18 protein-coding genes are annotated in these 22,683 nt (G+C 44.8%); 15 read left to right on the top strand and 3 right to left on the bottom strand.

The genetic code is table 11. The features are described from left to right. Nucleotides 1-88 precede the first annotated feature (88 nt). From LAY57_RS03470 to LAY57_RS03510, 9 genes are all read left to right on the top strand, one after another. The gene (locus LAY57_RS03470; protein WP_249064904.1) at nt 89-1,846 is read left to right on the top strand and encodes a hypothetical protein; all 1,758 of its coding nucleotides are present in this window, start codon (nt 89-91) and stop codon (nt 1,844-1,846) included. Continuing rightward, nucleotides 1,843-2,388, top strand: coding sequence for a dTDP-4-dehydrorhamnose 3,5-epimerase (gene rfbC / locus LAY57_RS03475; protein WP_249064905.1), 546 nt, complete (start codon nt 1,843-1,845; stop codon nt 2,386-2,388). The genes LAY57_RS03470 and rfbC overlap by 4 nt, the downstream gene beginning before the upstream one ends. An 83-nt stretch (nt 2,389-2,471) precedes the next feature. Beyond that, nucleotides 2,472-3,353, top strand: coding sequence for a dTDP-4-dehydrorhamnose reductase (gene rfbD, locus LAY57_RS03480; RefSeq protein ID WP_249064972.1), 882 nt, complete (start codon nt 2,472-2,474; stop codon nt 3,351-3,353). Further along, nucleotides 3,350-4,426: a glucose-1-phosphate thymidylyltransferase gene (locus LAY57_RS03485; RefSeq protein ID WP_249064906.1), complete on the top strand. Its 1,077-nt coding sequence runs from the start codon at nt 3,350-3,352 to the stop codon at nt 4,424-4,426. Before rfbD ends, LAY57_RS03485 begins: the two co-directional genes overlap by 4 nt. 1 nt (nt 4,427) lies before the next feature. Next, nucleotides 4,428-5,315, top strand: a complete 888-nt coding sequence (locus LAY57_RS03490; protein ID WP_249064907.1) for a glycosyltransferase family 2 protein — start codon at nt 4,428-4,430, stop codon at nt 5,313-5,315. Nucleotides 5,316-5,366: 51 nt separating this feature from the next. Next, a complete protein-coding gene (locus LAY57_RS03495; protein ID WP_249064908.1) occupies nt 5,367-6,404 on the top strand; it encodes a glycosyltransferase family 4 protein in 1,038 nt (345 codons plus the stop codon). A gap of 184 nt (nt 6,405-6,588) precedes the next feature. Continuing rightward, complete coding sequence (locus LAY57_RS03500) at nt 6,589-7,086, top strand: hypothetical protein (RefSeq protein WP_249064909.1); 498 nt, start codon at nt 6,589-6,591, stop codon at nt 7,084-7,086. A gap of 136 nt (nt 7,087-7,222) precedes the next feature. Beyond that, the gene (locus LAY57_RS03505; protein WP_249064910.1) at nt 7,223-7,957 is read left to right on the top strand and encodes an IS1634 family transposase; all 735 of its coding nucleotides are present in this window, start codon (nt 7,223-7,225) and stop codon (nt 7,955-7,957) included. Between the two features lie 239 nt (nt 7,958-8,196). Beyond that, entirely contained in the window at nt 8,197-10,326 is a 2,130-nt protein-coding gene (locus LAY57_RS03510; protein ID WP_249064911.1) for a methyl-accepting chemotaxis protein, read from the top strand. A gap of 160 nt (nt 10,327-10,486) precedes the next feature. Here the strand turns inward: LAY57_RS03510 and acnB are convergent, their stop codons facing one another. After that, entirely contained in the window at nt 10,487-13,096 is a 2,610-nt protein-coding gene (gene acnB / locus LAY57_RS03515) for a bifunctional aconitate hydratase 2/2-methylisocitrate dehydratase (protein ID WP_249064912.1), read from the bottom strand. A 528-nt stretch (nt 13,097-13,624) separates the two neighbouring features. On the opposite strand from acnB, the gene LAY57_RS03520 reads away from it, so the two are divergent. Beyond that, nucleotides 13,625-15,325 carry a glycoside hydrolase family 3 N-terminal domain-containing protein gene (locus LAY57_RS03520; RefSeq protein WP_249064913.1) on the top strand — a complete coding sequence of 567 codons (1,701 nt, stop codon included), beginning with the start codon at nt 13,625-13,627 and terminating at the stop codon, nt 15,323-15,325. 211 nt (nt 15,326-15,536) lie between these two features. Here the strand turns inward: LAY57_RS03520 and LAY57_RS03525 are convergent, their stop codons facing one another. Together LAY57_RS03525 and LAY57_RS03530 are read right to left on the bottom strand one after the other, a co-directional pair. After that, the gene (locus tag LAY57_RS03525; protein ID WP_249064914.1) at nt 15,537-16,766 is read right to left on the bottom strand and encodes a family 10 glycosylhydrolase; all 1,230 of its coding nucleotides are present in this window, start codon (nt 16,764-16,766) and stop codon (nt 15,537-15,539) included. A gap of 144 nt (nt 16,767-16,910) precedes the next feature. Further along, nucleotides 16,911-17,201 (bottom strand): hypothetical protein, encoded by a 291-nt coding sequence (locus LAY57_RS03530; RefSeq protein WP_249064915.1) that lies wholly within the window; start codon nt 17,199-17,201, stop codon nt 16,911-16,913. Nucleotides 17,202-17,445: 244 nt separating this feature from the next. On the opposite strand from LAY57_RS03530, the gene LAY57_RS03535 reads away from it, so the two are divergent. From LAY57_RS03535 to proB, 5 genes are all read left to right on the top strand, one after another. Continuing rightward, on the top strand, nt 17,446-18,750 hold the full coding sequence (locus LAY57_RS03535; protein ID WP_249064916.1) for a GNAT family N-acetyltransferase: 1,305 nt from the start codon (nt 17,446-17,448) through the stop codon (nt 18,748-18,750). Between the two features lie 28 nt (nt 18,751-18,778). Further along, nucleotides 18,779-19,255, top strand: coding sequence for a Holliday junction resolvase RuvX (gene ruvX / locus LAY57_RS03540; protein ID WP_249064917.1), 477 nt, complete (start codon nt 18,779-18,781; stop codon nt 19,253-19,255). A 29-nt stretch (nt 19,256-19,284) separates the two neighbouring features. Then, nucleotides 19,285-19,851 (top strand): DUF3727 domain-containing protein, encoded by a 567-nt coding sequence (locus tag LAY57_RS03545; RefSeq protein ID WP_249064918.1) that lies wholly within the window; start codon nt 19,285-19,287, stop codon nt 19,849-19,851. Between the two features lie 9 nt (nt 19,852-19,860). Further along, complete coding sequence (mltG, locus tag LAY57_RS03550) at nt 19,861-20,955, top strand: endolytic transglycosylase MltG (protein ID WP_249064919.1); 1,095 nt, start codon at nt 19,861-19,863, stop codon at nt 20,953-20,955. A gap of 464 nt (nt 20,956-21,419) precedes the next feature. Then, the gene (proB, locus tag LAY57_RS03555; protein WP_249064973.1) at nt 21,420-22,532 is read left to right on the top strand and encodes a glutamate 5-kinase; all 1,113 of its coding nucleotides are present in this window, start codon (nt 21,420-21,422) and stop codon (nt 22,530-22,532) included. Nucleotides 22,533-22,683 lie beyond the last annotated feature (151 nt).

Genomic DNA, 22,683 nt, shown 5'->3' on the forward strand with positions numbered 1-22,683 from the left:
GTTTTATGTGCATATGAGTTGCCAGAAAGTAAGCATTAAGGTATGCTATTTTAAGCTATTAACACTAAAGAAATAGGAGGATAAAGAGATGCAAAAAAAACATAAACTGGTGGAGGTTTTGTTTTTCCTTTTGTCTATTCTACCTGCTGTTTTTCTAGCAAAACTGATTATAAAGTATAGTGTTAATGTTCCATTTTGGGATCAATGGGGCATAGCAAGATACATCAATCAATATTTCACTTCTAATCTTAGTTTCACAGACTTGCTAGCCCAGCATAATGAATCTCGTATATTTTTTCCCAGGATTATTTTTATAAGTCTAGCTTATCTTACTCGCTGGGATGTTAGATATGAAATGCTGCTGATGTTTTTGATAGCTTGCTTAATATCGTTCAACATCTATCGCTTGAACAGATTGACAGTTGGAGGTCTGCCAATAAAAGGAATACTTATATTTTTTATATTAAACTTGCTGATTTTTTCTCCTGTCCAGTATGAAAATTGGCTTTGGGGATTCCAAAATGTAATGTTTATTCCCATGCTTTGTATTACTAGCTGTATTTTAGTTGCTTATTCTCAACTTAGCTCGAAAGCAAAATTTCTTATTTGTATATGCTTATCCACAGTTAGCACTTTTTCCTTCGCCAACGGACTGCTGTGTTGGGTAGTAGTTTTTCCGGTTCTAGCTTTAAATACTTGGAAGGATTTGAAAAAGGATAAATGGTTATTTATAGGATGGATAATCGGTTTTACATCTAATATAGTAATGGATTTTTATAATTACGAAAAACCTGCTTATCACCCCGGCATTTTAGATGGCAAGGTTCGTTTGACAGAAATGATGGATTACTTTTTCTGTTTTTTTGGTTCTCCTTTTAGCTCTGATAATTTAAATACCGCAAAAAATGTTGGTATAGTTTTAGTAGTGATTTTTATCGCTGTATGTATTTATCTATTAAAATTTAAAAAAGACTTTATTTTATGGCATCGTATGAGTGGCTGGCTGGCGATCGCAGCATACGCAGTTATTAGTGGATTAATCACTACTTTAGGAAGGGCGGGATTCGGTGTTGGGCAGTCTATGGCTCCCAGATATACAACATTTTCATTGTATCTGGCTATGTCTCTAATTCCTATGATAGCAATTATAATCGATCGTGTTATTAAGAAAGGCTATTTATCAAAAAATAAACGATTTATTATTACAGTCACTTTATTATTAGGCACATATTTACTATTTTTACATACGCTTTCTGCAATGAATGCAGTTGAAAAGATGAGGAATTGGAGGATAGATCGTTTACAAGGTAAATCATGCTTGTTATTTATAAATATTGTCCAAGAAAAAGAGTGTTTAGCAACAAAAGTTAATCCCAAGATTGCCAGAGTTAAATTTTTGGCGAATAGCCTTAACCGCTTAGGCTTTCTGAAGCCAGGTTTAGTAAGCAGTAGCCAAATTAAAGAAATTCAGGAAACCAAATTAGGTAATATTGATAATTATGGGTATGGTTGGTTTGATGGAATCGCCAAAGTAGGCAGCGATCAATATGTTGCTTCTGGATGGGCAAGGTTACCGGACAGAGAAGAACCTGCTGATTCTGTGGTTCTGACTTACGAAAATGCTAAGTATAATGATACAGTGTTTGCATTGGCTTATACAAGAACAAAAAGGGAGGATGTTGCCAAAATAACGAAAAAAGACGGATACTTTATGTCAGGCTGGCAAAAATCATTTTCTGTAAGTAAACTGCCAAAAGGCCAGGTGAAAATAAATGCTTGGGCATTTGACACGAACACGGGAAAAGCTTTTAAGTTAAACGGTACTCACATATTGCAAAGTCCATGAAAGTTGTCAACACTGAAATTTCCGATGTTTTGCTGATTGAACCGCAAGTATTTGGCGATGCGCGTGGTTTTTTCTTTGAAAGTTACAATGAGCGATCGTTTGCCGATAAAATAGGCGTAACGGCACATTTAGTTCAAGACAATCACTCTCGTTCTAGCCAAAACGTTCTGCGTGGTTTGCACTATCAGATTCAACAGCCGCAAGGAAAATTAGTGCGGGTGGTAATGGGTGAGATATTTGATGTGGCGGTGGATATTAGAAAAAGTTCGCCTACGTTTGGGCAATGGGTCGGTTATCTGCTGAGTGCTGAAAACAAACGCCAACTGTGGATTCCAGCCGGTTTTGCCCACGGCTTTTTGGTTGTTTCGGAAGTGGCTGAGGTGTTGTACAAAACTACTGACTACTATGCTCCGCAGCACGAACGGTGTATTCTGTGGAATGACCCGGATTTAGCGATCGCATGGCCTCTGGAAGCAACCCCAATATTATCCGCCAAAGACCAAGCTGGTAAACCATTCAAAACAGCCGAAGTATTTCCATAACCAAGAAATTATTGGTTTGGTCGCCCCCGGATTCATCCGTGAGGTCAATCCAAAATCCAAAATCCAAAATCTAAAATCGAATGATGCGAATCTTAGTAACAGGCATTGCGGGACAGTTGGGAAATGAATTGCAGCAGACTCTTGCGCCTGTGGGTGAAGTAATTGGTGTAGGAAGAGAGAAGTTGGATTTAACGCTGCCAGACGCTATTCGTCAGGTTATAAATGAAGTAAAACCCGACGTAGTTGTGAATTCGGCTGCATATACGGCGGTGGATAAAGCCGAAAGCGAACCGGAATTGGCTGAGAAAATAAATGCGATCGCACCCGGTATCATAGCCCAAGAATGTCAAAAGTTGGGAATTCCCCTGATTCACATTTCCACCGATTACGTCTTTGATGGTAGCCAAAGCCACCCTTACCAGGAAAGTGACGCCACCAATGCCATCAGTGTCTACGGCAAATCCAAACTCGAAGGTGAGATCGCAATTCAAAAAACCTGCGACAATTATATTATCCTGAGAACTGCTTGGGTTTATGGCGTTGGCGGTAAAGGAAATTTTGTCAAAACTATGCTGAGATTAGGGGCTCAACGTGAAGAAATTCGAGTAGTTGCAGATCAGATTGGTAGCCCCACCTGTACAGCAGATTTGGCAAGTGCAATTGCACAACTGATTCCTCGATTTACTCCAGAAATTGTCGGAATCTACAATTATACAAATAGTGGCGTTGCCAGCTGGTACGACTTTGCCGTTACTATATTTGAAGAAGCAAAACAGTTAGGATGGGATTTGAAAGTTCAACGAACGATTCCGATTACAACAGCTGAATATCCCACACCAGCGCGTCGCCCTGCCTATTCTGTTCTATCCTGTGCCAAAATATCAGCAGTCCTGGGAACTTATCCGCCGCACTGGCGACAGGGATTAAGAAAGATGTTAGCCGAACTCTACACTCTTAGTTTATGAAAGCATTAATTCTCTCCGGCGGTAAAGGAACTCGTTTGCGACCTCTCACCTATACAGGGGCGAAGCAACTCGTTCCCGTTGCCAATAAGCCAATTCTTTGGTATGGGATTGAAGGGATTGTCGCCGCTGGTGTTACCGATATTGGGATTATTATTAGCCCCGAAACTGGGGAGGAAGTCAAAGCTAAGACGGGAAATGGCGATCGCTTCGGTGCTAAAATTACTTACATCCTGCAAGACCAACCCGCCGGTTTAGCCCACGCCGTCAAAGTTGCCCAGCCATTTTTGGGAGACTCGCCTTTTATTATGTATCTGGGCGATAACTTGATTCAAAGCGATTTGGGTGTATTTTTAGACAACTTTAAAAGCCAGCAGACAGATGCTTTAATTTTGCTGCGGCAAGTGTCTAATCCCAGTGCGTTTGGTGTTGCTAAAGTTGATGAAAATGGGCGAGTTTTGCAGTTGGTGGAAAAACCGAAAGTTCCCCCTTCCAATTTAGCACTGGTGGGAATTTACTTTTTTTCTACTGCGATTCATGATGCGATCGCTGCTATCCAACCCTCCGCCCGTGGCGAACTGGAAATTACCGATGCGATCCAATGTTTGATCGATCGGCAAAAAAAAGTTGAAGCTTGTCAGTTAGAAGGTTGGTGGTTAGACACCGGCAAAAAAGATGATTTGCTGGAAGCAAACCGAATTATTCTCGATACCACTTGTCTGACAAAATCTATTCTTGGTGAAGTAGACGATCGCAGTCAGGTAATTGGGCGAGTGCAAATTGGTGACGGTACTAAATTGATTAACTGTACTATTCGCGGCCCCGTTATTGTTGGTAGCAACTGCTATTTAGAACATTGTTTTATTGGCCCTTACAGTAGCATTGGCGATAATGTTACCTTGATTGATGTTGAACTCGATCATAGCGTGATTTTGCAGAGTGCTAAAGTGGTAGGTATTCATCAAAGAATTGTGGATAGTGTAATTGGACAACGCGCCCAGTTAACTGTTGCCCCACAACGCCCGAAAGCCTTGCGTTTTATGATTGGCGATGATAGTCAAATTGAGCTAACGTGATGTGATTTACTTTGTCATAGTTAACTATTATTCCAGCGATTTTATCGCTAGTTTAATTAGATCGATTCAAGCAAGCAGAGGTGTTAATTACACAATTCTTATTATCAATAACTCCCCAGATGATGACTCTATTCATCATCTGGAAGGTGATGATATCCACATTCTTGAAGCTGGGAGTAACCTTGGTTTTGGTCAAGCTTGCAACTTAGGATTAAATTGGATTTATCCTCAAGATACCCAAGCAATTGTGTGGATTATTAACCCGGATGCTTATCTACTTGCAGACGCATTGGAGAAAATACAGACATTTTTTGCAGCCAATACCGAACTTTCAATTGTCGGTACGATTGTTTACACGCCAACTGGTGAAGTTTGGTTTGCTGGAGGTGAATTTAGTTCAGAAAATGGAGAAATTAGAGCCAAAACTATCTATAATAATAAGTCAGAATTACCCTATTTAGAAACTACTTGGGTCAGCGGGTGCAGTTTATTAATTAATTTAAAAAAATTTCACAATTGCCCGCAGTTCGATTCGGATTACTTTCTATATTACGAAGATTTTGATTTTTGCAGACGTTATGCCAGCCAAGGACATTTAATTGCGATCGCCCATAAAATTGGCGTAGTTCATCATCCTTCGTCAATCACAAGCAGAAATCTATTAGTAAAATTTAAGCATAGCACATACAGCTATCTATTAGCTGTTGAACGTTATGCTAAGAAGAAGTTTTTAATATTAAGATTGACTCGCCTGGTTTTTCATGCAATTATCTTAATACCAGTGAAACCGCAAGTTGCATTTGGCAAACTACATGGCATATTGCTTTATTTGAGGAGAGTACTTAGAATCTCTCAGAAACCAGGTTTCTCTAAGAAACCTGGTTTCTAAAATCGATCTTCAATCTGGTTGAATCCGATGTTGCTAAATCTGTCTTTTTTGATGGCTAAACCAACGGGTATTAGTACTTACGCAGTCAATCTATTTCCTCACCTTAAATTACTAAATCCGACTTTATTGGTTTCCCAAAAGATAGATAACTTTAGCTGCTACCCAATACCGCAAAATTTAACACCAGAACAAGGGACAAAAGGACACTTATCCCGTCTTTTGTGGACGCAGTTTCATCTGCCCAAAATTTACCAAAAGCTGAAATCAAATCTTTTATTTTCTCCTCTTCCAGAAGCACCTTTATATTCTGGTTGTCGATATGTAGTGACGGTTCACGACTTGATTCCTCTGCGTTTTCCCAAGCGATTTTCGCCTTTAACTAGCTACAATCGATATTTCCTTCCCTTGGTGTTGTCACAAGCACAGCATATTATTTGCGATTCAGAATCAACGGCGAAGGATGTGATTAATTTTTTCGACATTCCATCTGAGAAAGTTACGGCTGTTTTGTTAGCACATGATGCAAATCATTTCCGATTCTTAGACTTGCCGAGTTGCAATTATTTTCTGTATATAGGCAGACACGATCCCTACAAAAATATGCTGCGCCTGATTGAAGCTTTTGCTGCTTTGCCTAAGTGCTGTGACTGCGAATTGTGGATAGCTGGATCGTTTGACAAACGCTTCACACCTGTTTTGAAAGCAGCCGCAGAACAGTTGAATATAAGCGATCGAGTAAAATTTTTGGAGTATGTTCCTTATGGTGAATTGCCTATAATAATAAATCAGGCGATCGCACTCGTTTTTCCCAGCCTTTGGGAAGGATTTGGACTGCCGGTTTTGGAAGCGATGGCTTGCGGTACTCCGGTAATTACATCTAATATTTCTTCTTTGCCAGAAGCTGCTGGTGATGCAGCTATTATGGTTAATCCATATAATGTTGGAGAAATCACAGAGGCGATGCAAGCTGTGGCTAATGATGCGGGATTGCGATCGCACTTACGTCAAGCGGGGATTGCCAGATCCAAACTATTCAGTTGGGAAAAAACGGGCCAGGCTACCGCTGCTGTACTACAACGATATCTTTGATGAAAGTGTCATTTGTTTAAGATATTTTATACCACTTTACTTTCAAAGATGTAAGGTAAGACTAAAAGGCTTTATCTACCCAAAGTTACATTGAACGGTAATTTTAATTATTACCTGCGGGGGAAGACTACTTTATGAGTTAATAGTAAATTAAGAAAAGAACTGATAAAAGGAAACAAATAATATGAATAACGAACCTGATGCAAACCGCGACCCGATTTCTGGCGAACCTGGGGCGCATCCAGTAGGGACGGGTATTGGTGCAGCAGGCGCTGGTGCTGTGGGTGCGGCGATCGGCGGTGCGATCGGTGGCCCAGTGGGCGCGGCTGTTGGTATTGCAGTAGGATCGGTGGTTGGCGGTTTGGCTGGTAAGAGTGTCGCCGAATCGATCGATCCCACAGTAGAAGATGATTACTGGCGCGATCGCTACGTCTCTGAGCCTTACGTTGAGCCCGGTCTGGGTTATAATGACTATGCACCGGCGTATCGCACTGGCTATGAAGGTTACGGCCTCTACTCTGGCAAAACCTACGATGAGATCGAGCCGCATCTACAGCGTGACTACGAAACGAAGCGTGGCGGGTCAAATTTAAATTGGGAAAAGGCTAAACACGCCACTCGTGCAGCTTGGGATAAGGTTGAACGCGCTATTCCTGGCGACATTGACAAAGACGGAAAGTAACAATCAGTTGTAGGATGGGCTATTAACTATCGCCAGGACAAACCTCACCCCCCAACCCCCTCTCCGCAACGGAGAGGGGGAATAGGAGAGGGGGAGTAATCTTGCTCCCCTCCCTCTCCACAACGGGGAGGGCAGGGTGGTTTCATACAAAAAAAGAAAAAACTTTGGGGAGTTGGTTTGTAATCTGTCACCGTGCAACGGATGCCTTGACCGTCAATTGCCAGTCGTTCTCCTAACTAGAGTCCCATTAAGTATAAAAGAGGCTCAAAATAAAAGTTTAGAGCTGGAACCTGAGCAATGGACAGACAGTCAAATACCTGGATATAAAATCGCCGAGAAAGAGAGTAATTATGGAGGGATAAAACAAAGATGGTTAATCATCGAAAGTGAAGCCAGAAAAAAAGCAAGCATTCAACAAGTCTCCCGCCAAGTAGAAAAACAGAAAGAAAAAGCATCAGCCGCGCTACGTCAGCTTTACAGGCAAAAGTTTGCTTGTCAGCCCGATGCAAAAATAGCGGTAGAAAGATTATCAAATTATTTAAAGTATCACGAAATAAAAGATATTGAATACGCAGAAAAAGCTAGTTACGAGCAATCAGGAAGACCGAGTAAATTAACCAAACAGAATAAAATCAAGTATCAAGTAAAAGGTAGATTAGAAATCAGATTATCAGTAATTGAAGCTGAAAAAACTAAAGCAGGTAGATTTATTTTGGCTACGAATGTTGTAGATAACAATGAATTGACTAATGATGAGGTGCGATCAGAATATAAAGCCCAACAATCCAATCAAAGAGGATTTAGATTTTTAAAAGATCCTTTGTTTTTCACGGCAAGTGTATTAGATATTATCTACTTATTGACCGAATAGTAGAAGCCAAAGGCGAAAAACTTAGGCTAGAAAAGTTTTTCTGGCTTGGATTTTTCAAAAATATTAGTAAGATGAGTCAGATCTGCGGAATGTGGGTTTAATCAAAGCGATCGCATCCAGGAAACACAAATTTTAATGGATATCAATAGATACCCTTCCCCAAAAGCTTCTCACAAGGAATGAATAATTGATTATCTGTAAGATAAACTCGAAACTATCTATTGAGAGTGTCTCAAACAATGGATTCCTCAAAACAGGCGATCGCCCCCACCTCACTCAAATTCCGCCTCCGCACCGCCTTGGTGGTACCCTTTGTACTGCAAATCGTCACTGCCGTTGGCTTGGTAGGCTATCTCTCCTTCCGCAACGGGCACAAAGCCGTCAACGACTTGGTGCTGCGGTTGCAAAGCGAAGCTAGCTCTCGCATCTATCAGCACCTTGACACGTTTTTAGCCACTCCTGCTCAAATCAACCAAATCAACGTGGATGACTATAACTCAGGAAATCTGAACTTGCTAGACTATGAGCGCACCTGGCGTCAGTTTTACAGCCAAATGAAAACGTTCAAGAGTTTGAATTACATCGGCTTTGGTCGTCCCCAAGGTAGTGAGTATGTCGGCATCGGTCGTGAAGCAGATGGCAGATTGTACATGGCAATGATGCGCTCTTCTTACAAAGGTCGGTACAAGCAATATGAGCTGGATAGTCAGGGAAAACCTACCCGTGTCACCGAGCATGAAGCCTTTGAATACGTGAACGACAGTGGGTTTACCGAGCCAGTTAAAGCAGGTAAACCAGTCTGGGCCAAGATCAACTACTGGGCTGATAAACCAGATATTGTGACAATTAGCTGTAGCTATCCGGTATATGACAAAAGCCGCAACCTGGTGGGTGTGATCGGAACTGAGTTGTTTCTCCCACAGTTGAACACCTTCCTGCAAAATTTGAAGGTGACTCCTTCGGGTAAAATTTTCATCTTGGAGCGGGATGGTTTGGTTGTGGCTACCTCCACCGACGAAAAATCTTACCGGATCAAAGCAGGTAAACCCGAACGCCTCAATGTAGTTAAACTTCAAGACCCTTTAATTCGAGCAACTGGTCAACAGTTAATAGACCGTTTTGCTAACTTGAGCCAAATTAGCGAGAGTCAGCAGTTCCAATTCAACCTCAATAACGAACCCACATTCGTTCAAGTCCTTCCCTGGCGGGATAAATTGGGTCTCGATTGGCTAATTGTGGTAGTCATTCCTGAATCGGATTTCATGGGAGAAATCAACAACAACACTCGCATCACAATGCTGCTGTGTTTGCTGGCGTTGGGAGTGGCGATTGCTGTAGCAATTCTTACGGCTTCCTGGATTACTCGTCCCATAAACCGTATTGCCAAAGCTTCAGCTGAGATGGCAGACGGCAATTTCAACCAGAACGTTGAACCCAGCCAGATTATTGAACTCTCAAAACTGGCAAACTCCTTCAATAGTATGGCCAAGCAACTGAACAATTCCTTTGACAAACTCAATGAGGTAATTCTGCAAGCCAATCAAGTGGGGATGAAGGTTACCTCCTCCACAAAGCAAATTGCTACTGCTGGCAAGCAGTTAGAAGCCACCGTGACACAACAATCAGTTTCCACTAACGAAGTGAAAGCTACCGCGACTGAAATTGCCTCAACCAGTGGGAAATTAGCCAAAACGATGGAAGATATTGCCCAAAAAGCTCAATCCACTGCTACTTCGGCAAGTCATAGTCAATCCTCCCTGGAGGAAATGGCAACTGTAATACATCAGTTGGCAACGTTCACAAGGAATATGTCCTCTAGGTTACAGATGATGAATGAAAAAGCTAATAACATCAATAGCGTGGTGACGATGATTACTCAAGTGGCCGATCAAACCAATTTACTCTCGCTCAATGCCGCCATCGAAGCGGAGAAGGCAGGAGAGTATGGGTCAGGTTTTGGCGTTGTCGCCATAGAAGTGCGATGGTTGGCAAATAAGGCGAGTAGGGCGGCATCGGAAATTCAGGATATGGTCAAAGAAATACAAGTCTCTGTTGGCAAGGGTGTGACAGAAATGGATAAGTTCAGCCAAGATGTGGGTAACTATGTGAAACGAGTGAGCTTTGTCAGTGAGCAAATGACTGCTGTGATTGACCAAGTGCAAAGTCTCACACCACAATTTGAACAGGTGAGTCAGAGTATGGAGGGGCAATTTGAGGGAGCCAGTCAAATTAGTAGTGCTATATCTCAATTAAGTGAAGCCTCTGTGCAAACGGTCACATCTCTAAAGCAAACAAATCAGGTGCTTGACCAATTGAATAATACGGCACAAGTCTTACAAGGAATCATTTCCAGAAAGGTAGCAGAGTAATTGTATAGTGAGTCTAAAAGAATTGTGGAAGTTAGCTAGAGTTAAGTAATCAGAGTCTCCAAGTTAGAAATTGGGATCGCTGGTCATGCTGTCTAGTTTCATGGTATTTACCTTCGCTGTAATGGGTTGATCGGGTGGGCATTGCCCACCTACCATCATTCTAATTCAACGCACCCGCCGGAATACCCAAAATATCTTCAATTTTGGGCATATCTTCCAACGCAATCACCCTTCCTTCATCCTCAAAACCAGTAATCTCATCGAAATTCAAATACCGATACAAATCACCAGCTAAAGGATGAATTTTCTTCGCCACGATATCCAGATATTCCGGCACAGTAGGAATCCTTCCCAACAGCGCACAAACTGCTGCTAATTCAGCGGAACCTAGATAAACTCGCGCATCTTTACCCATCCGGTTATTGAAATTTCGGGTAGAAGTTGAAAACACGGTAGTACCATCAGCAACTCGCGCTTGATTACCCATGCAAAGACTGCAACCAGGCATTTCAGTCCTCGCACCCGCAGCACCAAAAATGCTGTAGTAACCTTCTTCTTTTAGTTGCTGTTCATCCATCCGAGTTGGGGGACAAATCCACAGGCGGGTTTTCACCGTACCTTCGCCTTCCAACACCTTCGCAGTGGCGCGATAGTGACCGATATTTGTCATGCAAGAACCAACGAATACTTCCTGCACGGGGTCGTTAGCAACTTCGGACAATAATTTAATATTATCCGGGTCATTTGGTGCAGCAACAATTGGTTCTTTAATCTCGTTAAGATCGATTTCGATGATTTCTGCATATTCTGCATCAGCATCAGCTGCCAATAATATTGGATTTGCCAACCATTGCTCCATTTTCGCCACGCGGCGCATAATAGTGCGGGCATCTTCATAACCACGCGCTACCATATTTGTCAATAGGGCAATATTGGAACGCAGATACTCAGAAATAGTCTCGACGCTGAGTTTAATTGTGCAACCAGCACAAGAACGTTCGGCGGTAGCATCTGTCAATTCAAAAGCTTGCTCGACTTTCAAATCTGGCAAACCTTCAATCTCCATAATTCGCCCGGAGAAGACATTTTTCTTATTCTTCTTATCCACTGTTAGCAATCCTTTTTGAATTGCTATGTAAGGAATTGCATTGACAATATCTCGCAGGGTAACACCGGGTTGCAATTCACCTTTGAATCGCACTAAAACTGATTCTGGCATATCCAAAGGCATGACGCCCAAAGCAGCAGCAAATGCTACCAAACCGGAACCTGCGGGGAAGGAAATTCCTAATGGGAAACGAGTATGAGAATCGCCACCTGTTCCTACCGTATCTGGTAACAACATTCGGTTTAACCAAGAGTGAATAATTCCATCGCCGGGGCGCAATGAAACACCGCCGCGTTGTGCCATGAAATCGGGTAATTCTTTATGAGTTGTCACATCAACTGGTTTGGGATATGCTGCTGTGTGGCAGAAACTTTGCATGACTAAATCTGCACTGAATCCCAAACAAGCGAGTTCTTTTAACTCATCTCTAGTCATCGGGCCTGTGGTATCCTGGGAACCAACAGTTGTCATGATTGGTTCGCAAGATGTGCCGGGACGAACCCCTGGTAATCCGCAAGCTTTGCCGACCATTTTTTGTGCTAAAGTGTAACCTTTGCCAGTATCTGCTGGTTGTTTTGGACGGGTGAAAACGGTACTGGTTTCTAATCCTAATGCAGCGCGAGTTTTATCGGTGAGAGTGCGTCCGATGAGTAGAGGAATGCGTCCACCTGCTCTTACTTCGTCGAGAATTGTATCTGGTTTTAGGGTAAAATTGGAGATAACTTCGCCAGCTTCGTTGACAATTTCTCCTTTGTAGGGATGAATGGTAATTACCATCCCGGTTTCCATATTGCTGACATCGCATTCGATCGGCAATGCACCGGAATCTTCAGCAGTGTTAAAGAAGATGGGAGCGATCGCACTTCCTAAAATATATCCCCCATTTCGCTTATTGGGAATATGAGGAATATCGTTCCCAATATGCCACAACACCGAGTTAATCGCCGATTTCCGGGATGAACCAGTCCCCACAACATCCCCCACATAAGCTACAGGATGCCCTTTCTCCTTCAATTGTGCGATCGTTTCCAACGCCCCCGGCATCCGCGATTCCAACATCACCGTAGCGTGCAACGGAATATCCGGGCGAGTGGTAGCAAGAGGTGCAGGCGACAAATCATCCGTATTCGTCTCGCCGGGAACCTTAAACACCGTCACCGTAATCGTTTCCGGCAATTTGGGACGCCCGATGAACCACGCGGCATTTGACCACGCATCAACTACTTGCTTGGCGTAGGGATTGACTTCCGACAAAGCAAGGACATCGTTAAAAGCATCAAACACCAACAATATCTTACTTAAGGCAGTTGCTGCGGCCCCTGCAATTAAGCTGTCATGGGATTTGAGCAAATCCACCAAAGATTGCACATTGTACCCGCCCAGCATCGTACCCAGCAGGTAAACCGCCGCTTGGCGAGTAATCAAAGGACAAGTGATTTCCCCCTTCGCAACAGCAGCGAGAAACCCAGCTTTCACGTAAGCTGCTGCATCCACCCCCGGAGGAACGCGATTTGTCAGCAAATCCAACAACGTCTCCGCTTCCCCCGCCGGAGGATTTTTCAGCAGTTCGCAAACTTCCGATGTCTGCTGGGCATTTAAGGGTAGGGGCGGAATTCCCAATTTTGCCCGTTCTTTAACCTGTTGACGATAAGTTGACAACATCAAGTGTTCTCCTAATGGATTTCCTAGTTATAATCGTTAGTCTATCGCTATTTATCGGGTTAAATTGTTATTGGATAACGGTTTTGTGGGTATTGAATGATTGTTTAAAGGATATTAGTGCAAATATGACTGAATAAAAAGCATCGCCAATAGCTGCAAAATCAACAGCAATAAATTTACTTTCCCATCATCTTTTCTCCTCAAAAACATTGGTATAGCATAAACCCAAAACATCAGCGACGGCAAAAACCAAGGCAACAGTACCGCGTACCGCATCACTAACTATCGTGTTTGGAGCTAAAACCAGTAAGCAATCTGAATTTGAATACCTGGTAAACACTGCGGGTTTTACAGAGTTACGCTCGATTACTGTCAACGAGACAACCTTTCTTCTAGAGGCCAGTCTGGGATGATCCCCGAAGTAGGTCGATGTGCGGCACTTCTCTTGGGCTCGTTAAGATTGTCGAGAAATTGGTGTCAGCATAGCCTACAATGATAGGGAACAATTGTAATCTCGGCAAAAAATAGTTGAGTAACTCCTTCTCTGACCATTCGCTACCTCCTTGGCAGCAACTGAGTTTAAAACAGCAGGTAGCACAACTACTGGTGGTACGCACCTCCGGTCACCTCTTCGATGGCGAAATCCGCTACCCACAGTGGGAAGCACCTACTGCAAAACTCCGACATTGGATTGAGGATCGGGGGGTAGGGGGCGTTATCCTCCTGGGAGGAAGTGTGTCCGATCTAGCTGCACGAATTCAGCAGATGCAAAGCTGGGCGCAAGTCCCCCTGCTGATCGCAGCGGACATTGAGCAAGGAGTAGGTCAACGGTTCTCAGGAGCCACATGGATGCCACCCCCAATGGCTCTGGGCGCGATCGCTAAATCCGACTTGCCGCAAGCCTGTGCCTTAGCCAGAGAGATGGGAGCGATCACCGCTCGAGAAGCTGAGGCTGTTGGACTCAACTGGCTGTTGGCGCCAATTGTTGATGTGAACAATAACCCCGAAAATCCCGCGATTAGCCTGAGAGCCTTTGGAGAGATGCCAGAAATTGTCATCCCTTTAATTGAGGCGTTTATCCAAGGCACCCAAGACTATAGTGTTCTGACAACAGCTAAGCACTTTCCGGGGCATGGGGATACGTCAACCGATCCCCACCTGGACTTACCCCTGATTCCCCACCCACGAGAACGCCTAGATCGGGTAGAACTGGCTCCCTTTCGCGCCGCTATTGCTGCAGGGGTAAGTGCTGTGATGACCGCACACTTGCAAGTGCCTGCCTTAGATCCGGATTATCCGGCTACCCTCTCATTTTTAGTTTTGACTCAGTTACTGCGCCAAGAGATGGGGTTTGACGGGTTGATTGTTACCGATGCGCTGGTGATGCAAGCGATTACTCGGCATTATGGAGCATTAGAGGCTCCAATCATGGCGCTAGAGGCTGGTGCGGATGTCGTTCTCATGCCTGTTGACCCACCAGGGACAATTGAGGCAATTTATCAAGCCGTGCAAACGGGACGCTTGAGTCAGGAAAGACTTCATGCCAAGCTGGAGCGGATTTGGAGAGCTAAGGAGCAGGTTTTCAGATCGACTCTAAGATCGGAACAAAAGCAAGGGGTTAGCGATTCCAGTCTCTCTTGGATTGAGAGCATAGCCCAACCTAAAGCTTCTGAGGTTTGCCGTACCATCCTACATCAATCCCTAATGGTTCACACTCCGTCACCGAGAGAGTCGCGTCAAACACTACAGCCACAGAATTTAACATCTGACACAACCATTAGAGCGACTAATCTCATTGTGGTAGAAAACTTATTGCAGGCAAGTTTTCTAGGACTACACACACCTGCCATTACAATACCGCAAGGATGGGGCTATCGCTTGCAATGGGTTGATAGTCAAACGCCTGTCATTGAAAGTATCAATGACCTTCAGCCGACACTGCTTCAACTGTTTATCCAGGCTAACCCCTTTCAGAATACGACGGGCTTGGTTCAGATAGCGCAACGCCACTTAGAGGTATTACTAGAGGCAGGACAACTAAAAGCACTGATTCTCTGCGGTAGCCCGTATGTTTGGAAACAATTCGTCCCCCTATTACCATCCGAGATTCCAGCTGTGTTTAGCTACGGTCAAATACCTATGGCTCAGGCGATCGCTTTAGAAAAGCTTTTGGACTTGGGGTTGGCTATTCAAGGTACAGAGTATATTGACCAAAAATTTACGACTTAGAACCCAACTCCAGTATTTATCGCCTACTTAAGAAGCGTTACTACTTCCCTCATTAGCAGTTGAACTTTCTGAAATATTTAGACTTTTTGCCCATGTAGAACAAATGCCTCCCGCTACATCTTTGGAAATCTTTTTAATAATCAATGCGCCTTATACCTTGATGTGCCAATTCAGGAGTCAGAACGCAAATTTCGGTGGGAACGTTAGCTCACTAATTAATGGGAGTAAGCTTTTTGACACGCGCAGCAGTCTCTTCTGGTTTTCCCGAAGAGGGAAACACTAAAACACTCTTAATTTTGGTGTTATTAACCAGTTCTTTTAAGCGATCCAACTGAGTATCTGAAATGGCTACTCCTTCATACTTTTCGGCATAATCTAGCTCTTGGTTAAAATTAGCATCGTTATAAGTTTGAATGAACACTCGATCGACATTCCAATTTTCCCAATCAGCCGCAAAATAACGTTTACCCCAATAAGGGTTATGATGGCAAAGGTCGAAACTAACTTTTGGGTTAGCTTTCTTCATGTCATCTCTCATTTGCCGCACGAAATTAGTCAAACGGGTTGTGCGATCGACTTTACCTGGTAAATCGGCATGATAACCTAAGTAATCATCCCATTGAACTGCATCAATGGTAGGATACTTTTGGACAAATTCTACTGATATCTTTTTGAAAAGATTAGCAACTTCTGGGAGTTCTACATCCAGTACGTAGTGTTCGATCCCAGCGTAGGTTTTATCAACCCCAGGTACAATCCATCGTCTAGCAATTGCCTCATCAAAAATGGGGCTATTTTTATCGATTTTAATCCCCTTTTCAAAATAAGCGTGTACTTGCATTCCCTGCTTGTGTGCCTCATCAATCAACCAATCTAGCCATCGTTCTTGAAATTGGTTGGGACAACTTTTGTATCCAAATGTTTGCTGCATAACATTGCTGTTATACATCGTGCAACCATTACCCCATACTCCATGAATAATTGTATTTATTCCTTGCGATCGATAATAACGAACTCGTTGGCGAATCGTTTTTTCGTCAGCATTATTAGTTGCTTGATACCGACTTAAATAAATTCCCCTGATTTCCTTTTTCTCCCAAAGAGTTTGAAGTAATGGTGATTTTTTGGGGGTTACGGGTAATGCTGGAACTTTTGGATTGGTTGTTAGTGTAGGAGTCGGAATAACTTTCGCTAAGGGTGCATCGGCAACAGGTATGTGCTGGGTCGGCGCAGGAGTAACTTTAGGAGTGGTTGGCTGTGGATTATTTGGTTGATTATTAGGTAAAAACTTGCTAATATCTAGATTATTAGGCAGAACTTTTCTGATACCTAGATGATCTAGATTCGTAAAGCCCCAATAACCAAGACCTAACAAAACAATGATTAATGAAAATGGAATACTCGTACATCCACATCCATTGTTTTCTTTTTTAGCTGGCATGGCAACAAAGCATGATTGTTTAACGATGAGAGTAACTTTTCTTAGTCGGTTGGGGCTTAGCTGTAGTAACCGATACAAGGGAGTGCTGAAGCAATAATGTAGCACGAATGGTGCTATATTAAAATACTTCACATTGCGATCGCTCTATTCCGCATCCTTGCGGCGACGACGAATACCCAGTTTCTGACAAGTACTTCTCATCAAGCAAACCAAACACTTGCTTCCAGTGCTAGAGATAGTGCTAGGTTCCTTAGTCACAGCTAGCTCGATCGCTCTATGGGTCAACCAATTGATGCTTACGGCCGATCCCATTCTTTCAACATCGCTTTCTGGCAGTTTATTATACCAAAGTGCATCCCCAAAGCATATATCTGTCAAACAGAATCTGGCATTCGAGGAAGTCTCTAACTTGGCAAAACCAAAACGATGTACCACCTGAAAATCCTCAGCCTAAAGGCGGTCGCACGATCGCTCCTTCCTGATATTCTTCGTCCCTATTTATCAGTTGCTTTGTTTGGCTGGTCGCAGTCCGGAGGGTGCTAAAGCTCAGCTAGATGTGTTATTATGTCTAGATTGGTGGGTAAATCTGTCCTAATCCCTATGAGGGATTGAAATCAAGAACCCGCCTTACGAGTCGGGTGCTAAACTGAAACTGGAAACCTGCCAGTCCTCACTCAACATGACTGTATTCTCCTCCCAAGAGCCAAAAACGATCGTCCGCCCCGTGCAATACCGGGACTTAGAAGCGCTTGACGAGATGTTTGTGGAGGCGTGTGACGCAGAAGACCACAGCTGCTCCGCAGATACTAAGAAGCAGCTTAAACAGGTTCGCAGCTGGTACTGGTTGCTGAAGTTTTTGAGTTTATTCCCTAACCCGTTCCGGTACGAGTTTTGCGCCTATGTGGCCCAGCAGGATCGGGAAGTTCGGGGTGCGATCCAAATATCCCCCTTTAATCGTACGCGCAGCACCTGGCGAGTAGAACAGGTGGTGGTTGATACACAAGCACGCAGCCAAGGAATAGGCTCCCAACTTTTGCGCTATTGCTTCGAGACAATCTGGGAAGCACGCACTTGGTTGCTAGAAGTCAATATCCACAACAAAACGACGCTGGCTCTGTATCGGCAAAATGGGTTTCAGCCCTTGGCCCAGATGACTTATTGGGCTCTAGCACCTTCAACCCTCCAAGAACTGCAAGAGCGAGAACCCGATTTACCCAATCTACTTCCAGTAAGTAATGCCGACGCCCAACTGCTATATCAACTAGATACAGCAGCTATGCCCCCTTTGGTGCGCCAAGTATTCGATCGCCACGTCCAAGACTTCAAAACCAGCTTCTTCGCTGCTTTAATTGAAGGGATAAAACAGTGGTTTAACCAGACCGAAGTAGTAAGCGGTTATGTGTTTGAAACCCAGCGCAAAGCAGCGATCGGTTATTTTCAAATGCAACTGAGCCGCAACGGTTTAGTGCCTCACAAAGCCCAGTTAACGGTTCATCCAGCCTACACCTGGCTTTATCCAGAATTGCTGTCTCAAATGGCCCGCATAGCCCAAGATTTCCCGCCACAATCCTTACAACTAGCTTCTGCGGACTACCAACCAGAACGAGAAGAGTATTTGGAGCAGCTGGGGGCTGAGCGCGTGGAACATACCCTGCTGATGTCTCGTTCGGTTTGGCATAAATTGCGGGAATCTAAGCTGGTATCCTTAGAAGGTCTGCCATTGTCCGAAGTACTTCAAGGTTTGCAGCGTTCTCGTCAACCAGTACCGGGACGGATGTCTTGGTTGCGATCGCGACAGCTAGCAACACCGGAGTCGGCGAGAACCGATTTAGCACCCAATGTCTCAGGACAACCAGGGTCAAAATCAGAATCGTCCCCGGAAACAGCTTCCGGCGTCGCTTTCAAAATATCGCGCCAGGGTTCGTCTGGTAGCTCATCCCAGCAAGATGGTGCCGAGACTCAGCCGGAAAAACCTTCTTGCTAGCATCTGGATCTAAGTAGTTAACATAAAAATGCCAGAAAGTCCAGAGTGTCCTTCTCCCCCTCCCCCACTTCCCCGCTCCCCCGCTCTTATTTCAGCACTGGGGTTGGATGTCGGTCGCAAGCGGGTTGGGGTAGCCGGATGCGATCGCACTGGTCTGATTGCCACAGGTCTAACGACCATCGAGCGCAAATCATTCGATCGGGACATGGAGCAGCTAAGGCAACTTGTCGCCCTGCGAGAAGTGCAAGTCCTCGTCGTTGGTCTACCCTACTCCATGAACGGAACTTTAGGCCCTCAAGCCCGACAAGTCCAGAAATTTGCCCAGCGGGTCAGCAAAGCCTTGCAGCTGCCCGTGGAGTATATTGATGAACGACTGACTTCCTTTCAAGCCGAGGGACTGCTAAAAGACGCCAACAAATCGCCATCACGGCATAAAAGTTCGGTTGATCGGATTGCTGCGGCCATAATTTTGCAACAATGGTTGGACGAGCGACGCACACCGTAATAGCACTCCCCTTGGTTGGAGCCTTGCAAATGTCTAAAAAGAAAGAAAACGAAGATTCCCAGAATAAACCCGTCATCCTCAAAGATGAAGCGGGACTCGAACTAGCTTGTTATATTGAGCGATCGCTGGAAGTCGAAGATGAAGAATATGTTCTCTTGCTACCAGTTGACTCACCAGTCGAGATTTTTGCATGGAATGAAGACTCCGAGGACGAAGAAGCCGCAACGGTCGTTGAAGATGACGAGATCCTTGACAAAATCTTTCCCGTTGCCCAAGCTGTGCTAGCAGAGCAAGACCTCATACTCAAGCGCACCGGATTCTCCTTGACGGTTGCCGGTGAACTGCCAGAAGTAGACGAAGACGCAATACTCACTCTGGAAATGGAGGATGACATAACTCAGCTAGAGCCTGAAGAGTTGCAGTTCCTGGCTAGTTTTTACCACGAAGAACAGGAATACGCGATTTACACCCCCCTCGATCCACTCCTTTTCTTTGGACGTATTAACCAAAAGGGTGAACCTGAGTTACTTTCCCCAGAAGAATTTCAAAGGGTGCAGCCTTTGCTTGAAGAACAATTGTTCGATGAACTCGAATAAGTTAAAGCTATGCAACGCCTCTCCAAGTGGTTGTTTTATGTTGGCCTATTCCCAGTAACCCTGGGGCTATGTGCTTGGCAAGGCTGGTCTTGGTGGAGTTGGGCTTCAGCCCCGCCTCTAGCATCAGCAGCCACCACAGCATCACCCGACGGGGAAAAAACGTTACAAATCCGAATTCCACCAGGAACTTCGGCTTCCCAAATTGGTCGCGATCTGGAGTCAGCTGGTTTAATTCGTTCTGCTGAAGCTTGGAATCTGTGGGCGCGTTGGTTGACGCTGCAAGACAAAGCGGGGTTCAAGGCAGGCACCTACCAGTTATCACCCACTCAGTCCCTGCCAGAAATAGCAGTCGAAATTACCAAAGGTAATGAAGTGCAGCGTAGCTTCACCATTCCTGAAGGGTGGTCGCTCAAGCAAATGGCAGCCTACTTTGAAGCACAAGGCTTTTTCAAAGCTGAAGATTTTTTGGCCACCGCAAGCCTTATTCCCCGCGACCAATTTCCCTGGCTACCCAGCGGTATACCTCACTTGGAAGGGTTTTTGTACCCGGACACCTACCAGATAGCCGCTGGTGCTGTTACACCTGAGAGCGTCATTAAACCGATGCTGAAAAGGTTTGAGGAACTGGCTCTCCCCGTATATCAAACCGATCCGCAAAAAAGCCAGATCGGCCTGGTTCAATGGGTCACTTTAGCCAGTATTGTCGAAAAAGAAGCGGTGGTTCCAGTGGAACGTCCCCGGATTGCAGGCGTCTTTGTCCGGCGCTTGCGGCTGGGAATGAAACTTGAATCCGATCCAACGGTTGAATACGGATTGAATATTCAGCAGACGCCAGATCAGCCCCTAACTTTGAACCAAGTCAGGATGCCGTCTCCCTATAACACCTATCTGAATCGAGGTCTGCCGCCTACCCCCATTGCTAGTCCCGGCTTGGCTAGCTTAAAAGCAACTCTCGATCCTGAAAACACTGAATATATCTTTTTTGTCGCTCGCTACGATGGCACTCACGTCTTCAGCCGCACGCTGGCAGAACACGAAGCAGCAGTAGTGGCAATTCGCAAACAACGATCGGCCCGACGCCAAGCTACTCCCAAGCCCATCTAAGAGCTTGAGGAAAAAATTTCAGATTGTAAATTTTAAATTTGCAATCTGAAATCTTAAATCTGAAATTCCTAAGTACTATCACCTCAAGGGACTTCCCGATCGAGGGAAATATAAAGAAATTATTATGAAATACGAGTTTGTCTAAAAATTGTGCGATCATAAAAGATGGTTTAAAATGGGGTCAGCCAATATAAAGGCCCTAACCATAAATTTTGATCGATACCTGTAAGAGCGCCAGCCTTCCGCCTGAGAAGGATTGGCGCTTTAAAATTTTGGGGTAAATGCAGTTCCAGAAAATCTAGCTAATTCTGCTCAATCTTACTCATTTTTATAGCTAAATGCCAATAATGAGTAATTTTTGGGGACTTTAAGCCTTTGAGTAGGTAAAGTTTGAGCGGTTGTCATTTTTATTGGTCATTAGAAAAGGACAAATGACGAAGGACAATCTAAAATCTAAAATTGCTATGTCTAAAACTATTGTCGTCAAAATTGGCACTTCCAGCCTGACCGATCCATCTACGGGTAATCTTGCCCTTTCCACGATCGCATCTCTAATTGAAACCCTCAGCTATCTTCGCACCTTGGGACACCGTGTCGTTCTCGTGTCATCGGGAGCGGTGGGCGTTGGCTGCGCTCGCCTGGGACTGCGGGAACGACCCCGCAGCATGGCCCTAAAGCAGGCTGTGGCAGCTGTGGGACAAGGACGCCTGATGCGGATTTACGACGATTTGTTTACGTCCCTGCAACAGCCGATCGCGCAGGTATTGCTGACGCGCAGCGATTTGATGCAGCGCAGTCGCTATCTCAACGCTTACAATACTTTTCAAGAACTGCTGCGGCTGGAGGTGATACCAGTGGTAAACGAAAATGACACGGTGGCAGTCGAAGAGTTGAAGTTTGGCGATAACGATACCCTCTCTGCCAGAGTCGCCAGCTTGTTGGAGGCAGATTGGCTGTTTTTATTAACAGATGTCGATCGCCTTTACTCTGCCGATCCCCGCAGCCATCCCGATGCACAACCGATTAATCTTGTCAAGCAAATTGACCAACTGGCAGAATTACAGGTACAAACAGGCTTGAGCGGCACTGGGTGGGGTACTGGCGGCATGGTTACCAAAATCGCCGCTGCCCGGATTGCCACCGCTGCTGGCGTGCGAACCGTGATTACCGAAGGCAGGTCTCCCCGCAACATCCAAAAAATCCTGGCCGGAGAAGCTATCGGCACCCACTTTGAAGCTCAACCCCAACCCAGCAATGCCCGCAAACGTTGGATTGCCCACGGTTTGATTCCTGTCGGTAAGCTTTACCTCGACATGGGCGCTGTAGCTGCCATCACTCAGGCTGGGAAATCCCTGTTAGCGGCTGGGATTGCGGAAGTGAAGGGCGACTTCCATCCTTCAGATGCTGTAGAGTTGTGCGACGCCACAGGTCGCGAAATCGCCAGGGGAATCGTCAACTATAGCAGCACTGAGCTACAGAAGATTATAGGCCGTCAATCAGCCGAAATACCCGCAATTTTAGGTTATGTCGGTGCCGAAACAGTCGTCCATCGAGATAACCTTGTCTTAAGTTTGTAGGGGATTATTCGTCGCTTGTGGATTTACGACGGTGGCCATTGGACTCCCACTGTTTAGCCCAGCACCGTTCTAGAAGTTGAATTCTGTAGAAATACCAGAATTGATGGGGATTTAATACAAGTTTAGTTGTAGAACTAAAGAGAGGCTGGTT

This window comes from Argonema antarcticum A004/B2, from assembly GCF_023333585.1.
Lineage (GTDB): Bacteria > Cyanobacteriota > Cyanobacteriia > Cyanobacteriales > Aerosakkonemataceae > Argonema > Argonema antarcticum.

What these genes read in the sequence shown, in the direction of transcription:
- LAY57_RS03470 (WP_249064904.1), top strand. Translation starts at nt 89, where the DNA reads ATGCAAAAAAAACATAAACTGGTGGAGGTTTTGTTTTTCCTTTTGTCT.
- rfbC (WP_249064905.1), top strand. Translation starts at nt 1,843, where the DNA reads ATGAAAGTTGTCAACACTGAAATTTCCGATGTTTTGCTGATTGAACCG.
- rfbD (WP_249064972.1), top strand. Translation starts at nt 2,472, where the DNA reads ATGCGAATCTTAGTAACAGGCATTGCGGGACAGTTGGGAAATGAATTG.
- LAY57_RS03485 (WP_249064906.1), top strand. Translation starts at nt 3,350, where the DNA reads ATGAAAGCATTAATTCTCTCCGGCGGTAAAGGAACTCGTTTGCGACCT.
- LAY57_RS03495 (WP_249064908.1), top strand. Translation starts at nt 5,367, where the DNA reads ATGGCTAAACCAACGGGTATTAGTACTTACGCAGTCAATCTATTTCCT.
- LAY57_RS03500 (WP_249064909.1), top strand. Translation starts at nt 6,589, where the DNA reads ATGAATAACGAACCTGATGCAAACCGCGACCCGATTTCTGGCGAACCT.
- LAY57_RS03510 (WP_249064911.1), top strand. Translation starts at nt 8,197, where the DNA reads ATGGATTCCTCAAAACAGGCGATCGCCCCCACCTCACTCAAATTCCGC.
- acnB (WP_249064912.1), bottom strand. Translation starts at nt 13,096, where the DNA reads ATGTTGTCAACTTATCGTCAACAGGTTAAAGAACGGGCAAAATTGGGA.
- LAY57_RS03525 (WP_249064914.1), bottom strand. Translation starts at nt 16,766, where the DNA reads ATGCCAGCTAAAAAAGAAAACAATGGATGTGGATGTACGAGTATTCCA.
- LAY57_RS03535 (WP_249064916.1), top strand. Translation starts at nt 17,446, where the DNA reads ATGACTGTATTCTCCTCCCAAGAGCCAAAAACGATCGTCCGCCCCGTG.
- ruvX (WP_249064917.1), top strand. Translation starts at nt 18,779, where the DNA reads ATGCCAGAAAGTCCAGAGTGTCCTTCTCCCCCTCCCCCACTTCCCCGC.
- LAY57_RS03545 (WP_249064918.1), top strand. Translation starts at nt 19,285, where the DNA reads ATGTCTAAAAAGAAAGAAAACGAAGATTCCCAGAATAAACCCGTCATC.
- mltG (WP_249064919.1), top strand. Translation starts at nt 19,861, where the DNA reads ATGCAACGCCTCTCCAAGTGGTTGTTTTATGTTGGCCTATTCCCAGTA.
- proB (WP_249064973.1), top strand. Translation starts at nt 21,420, where the DNA reads ATGTCTAAAACTATTGTCGTCAAAATTGGCACTTCCAGCCTGACCGAT.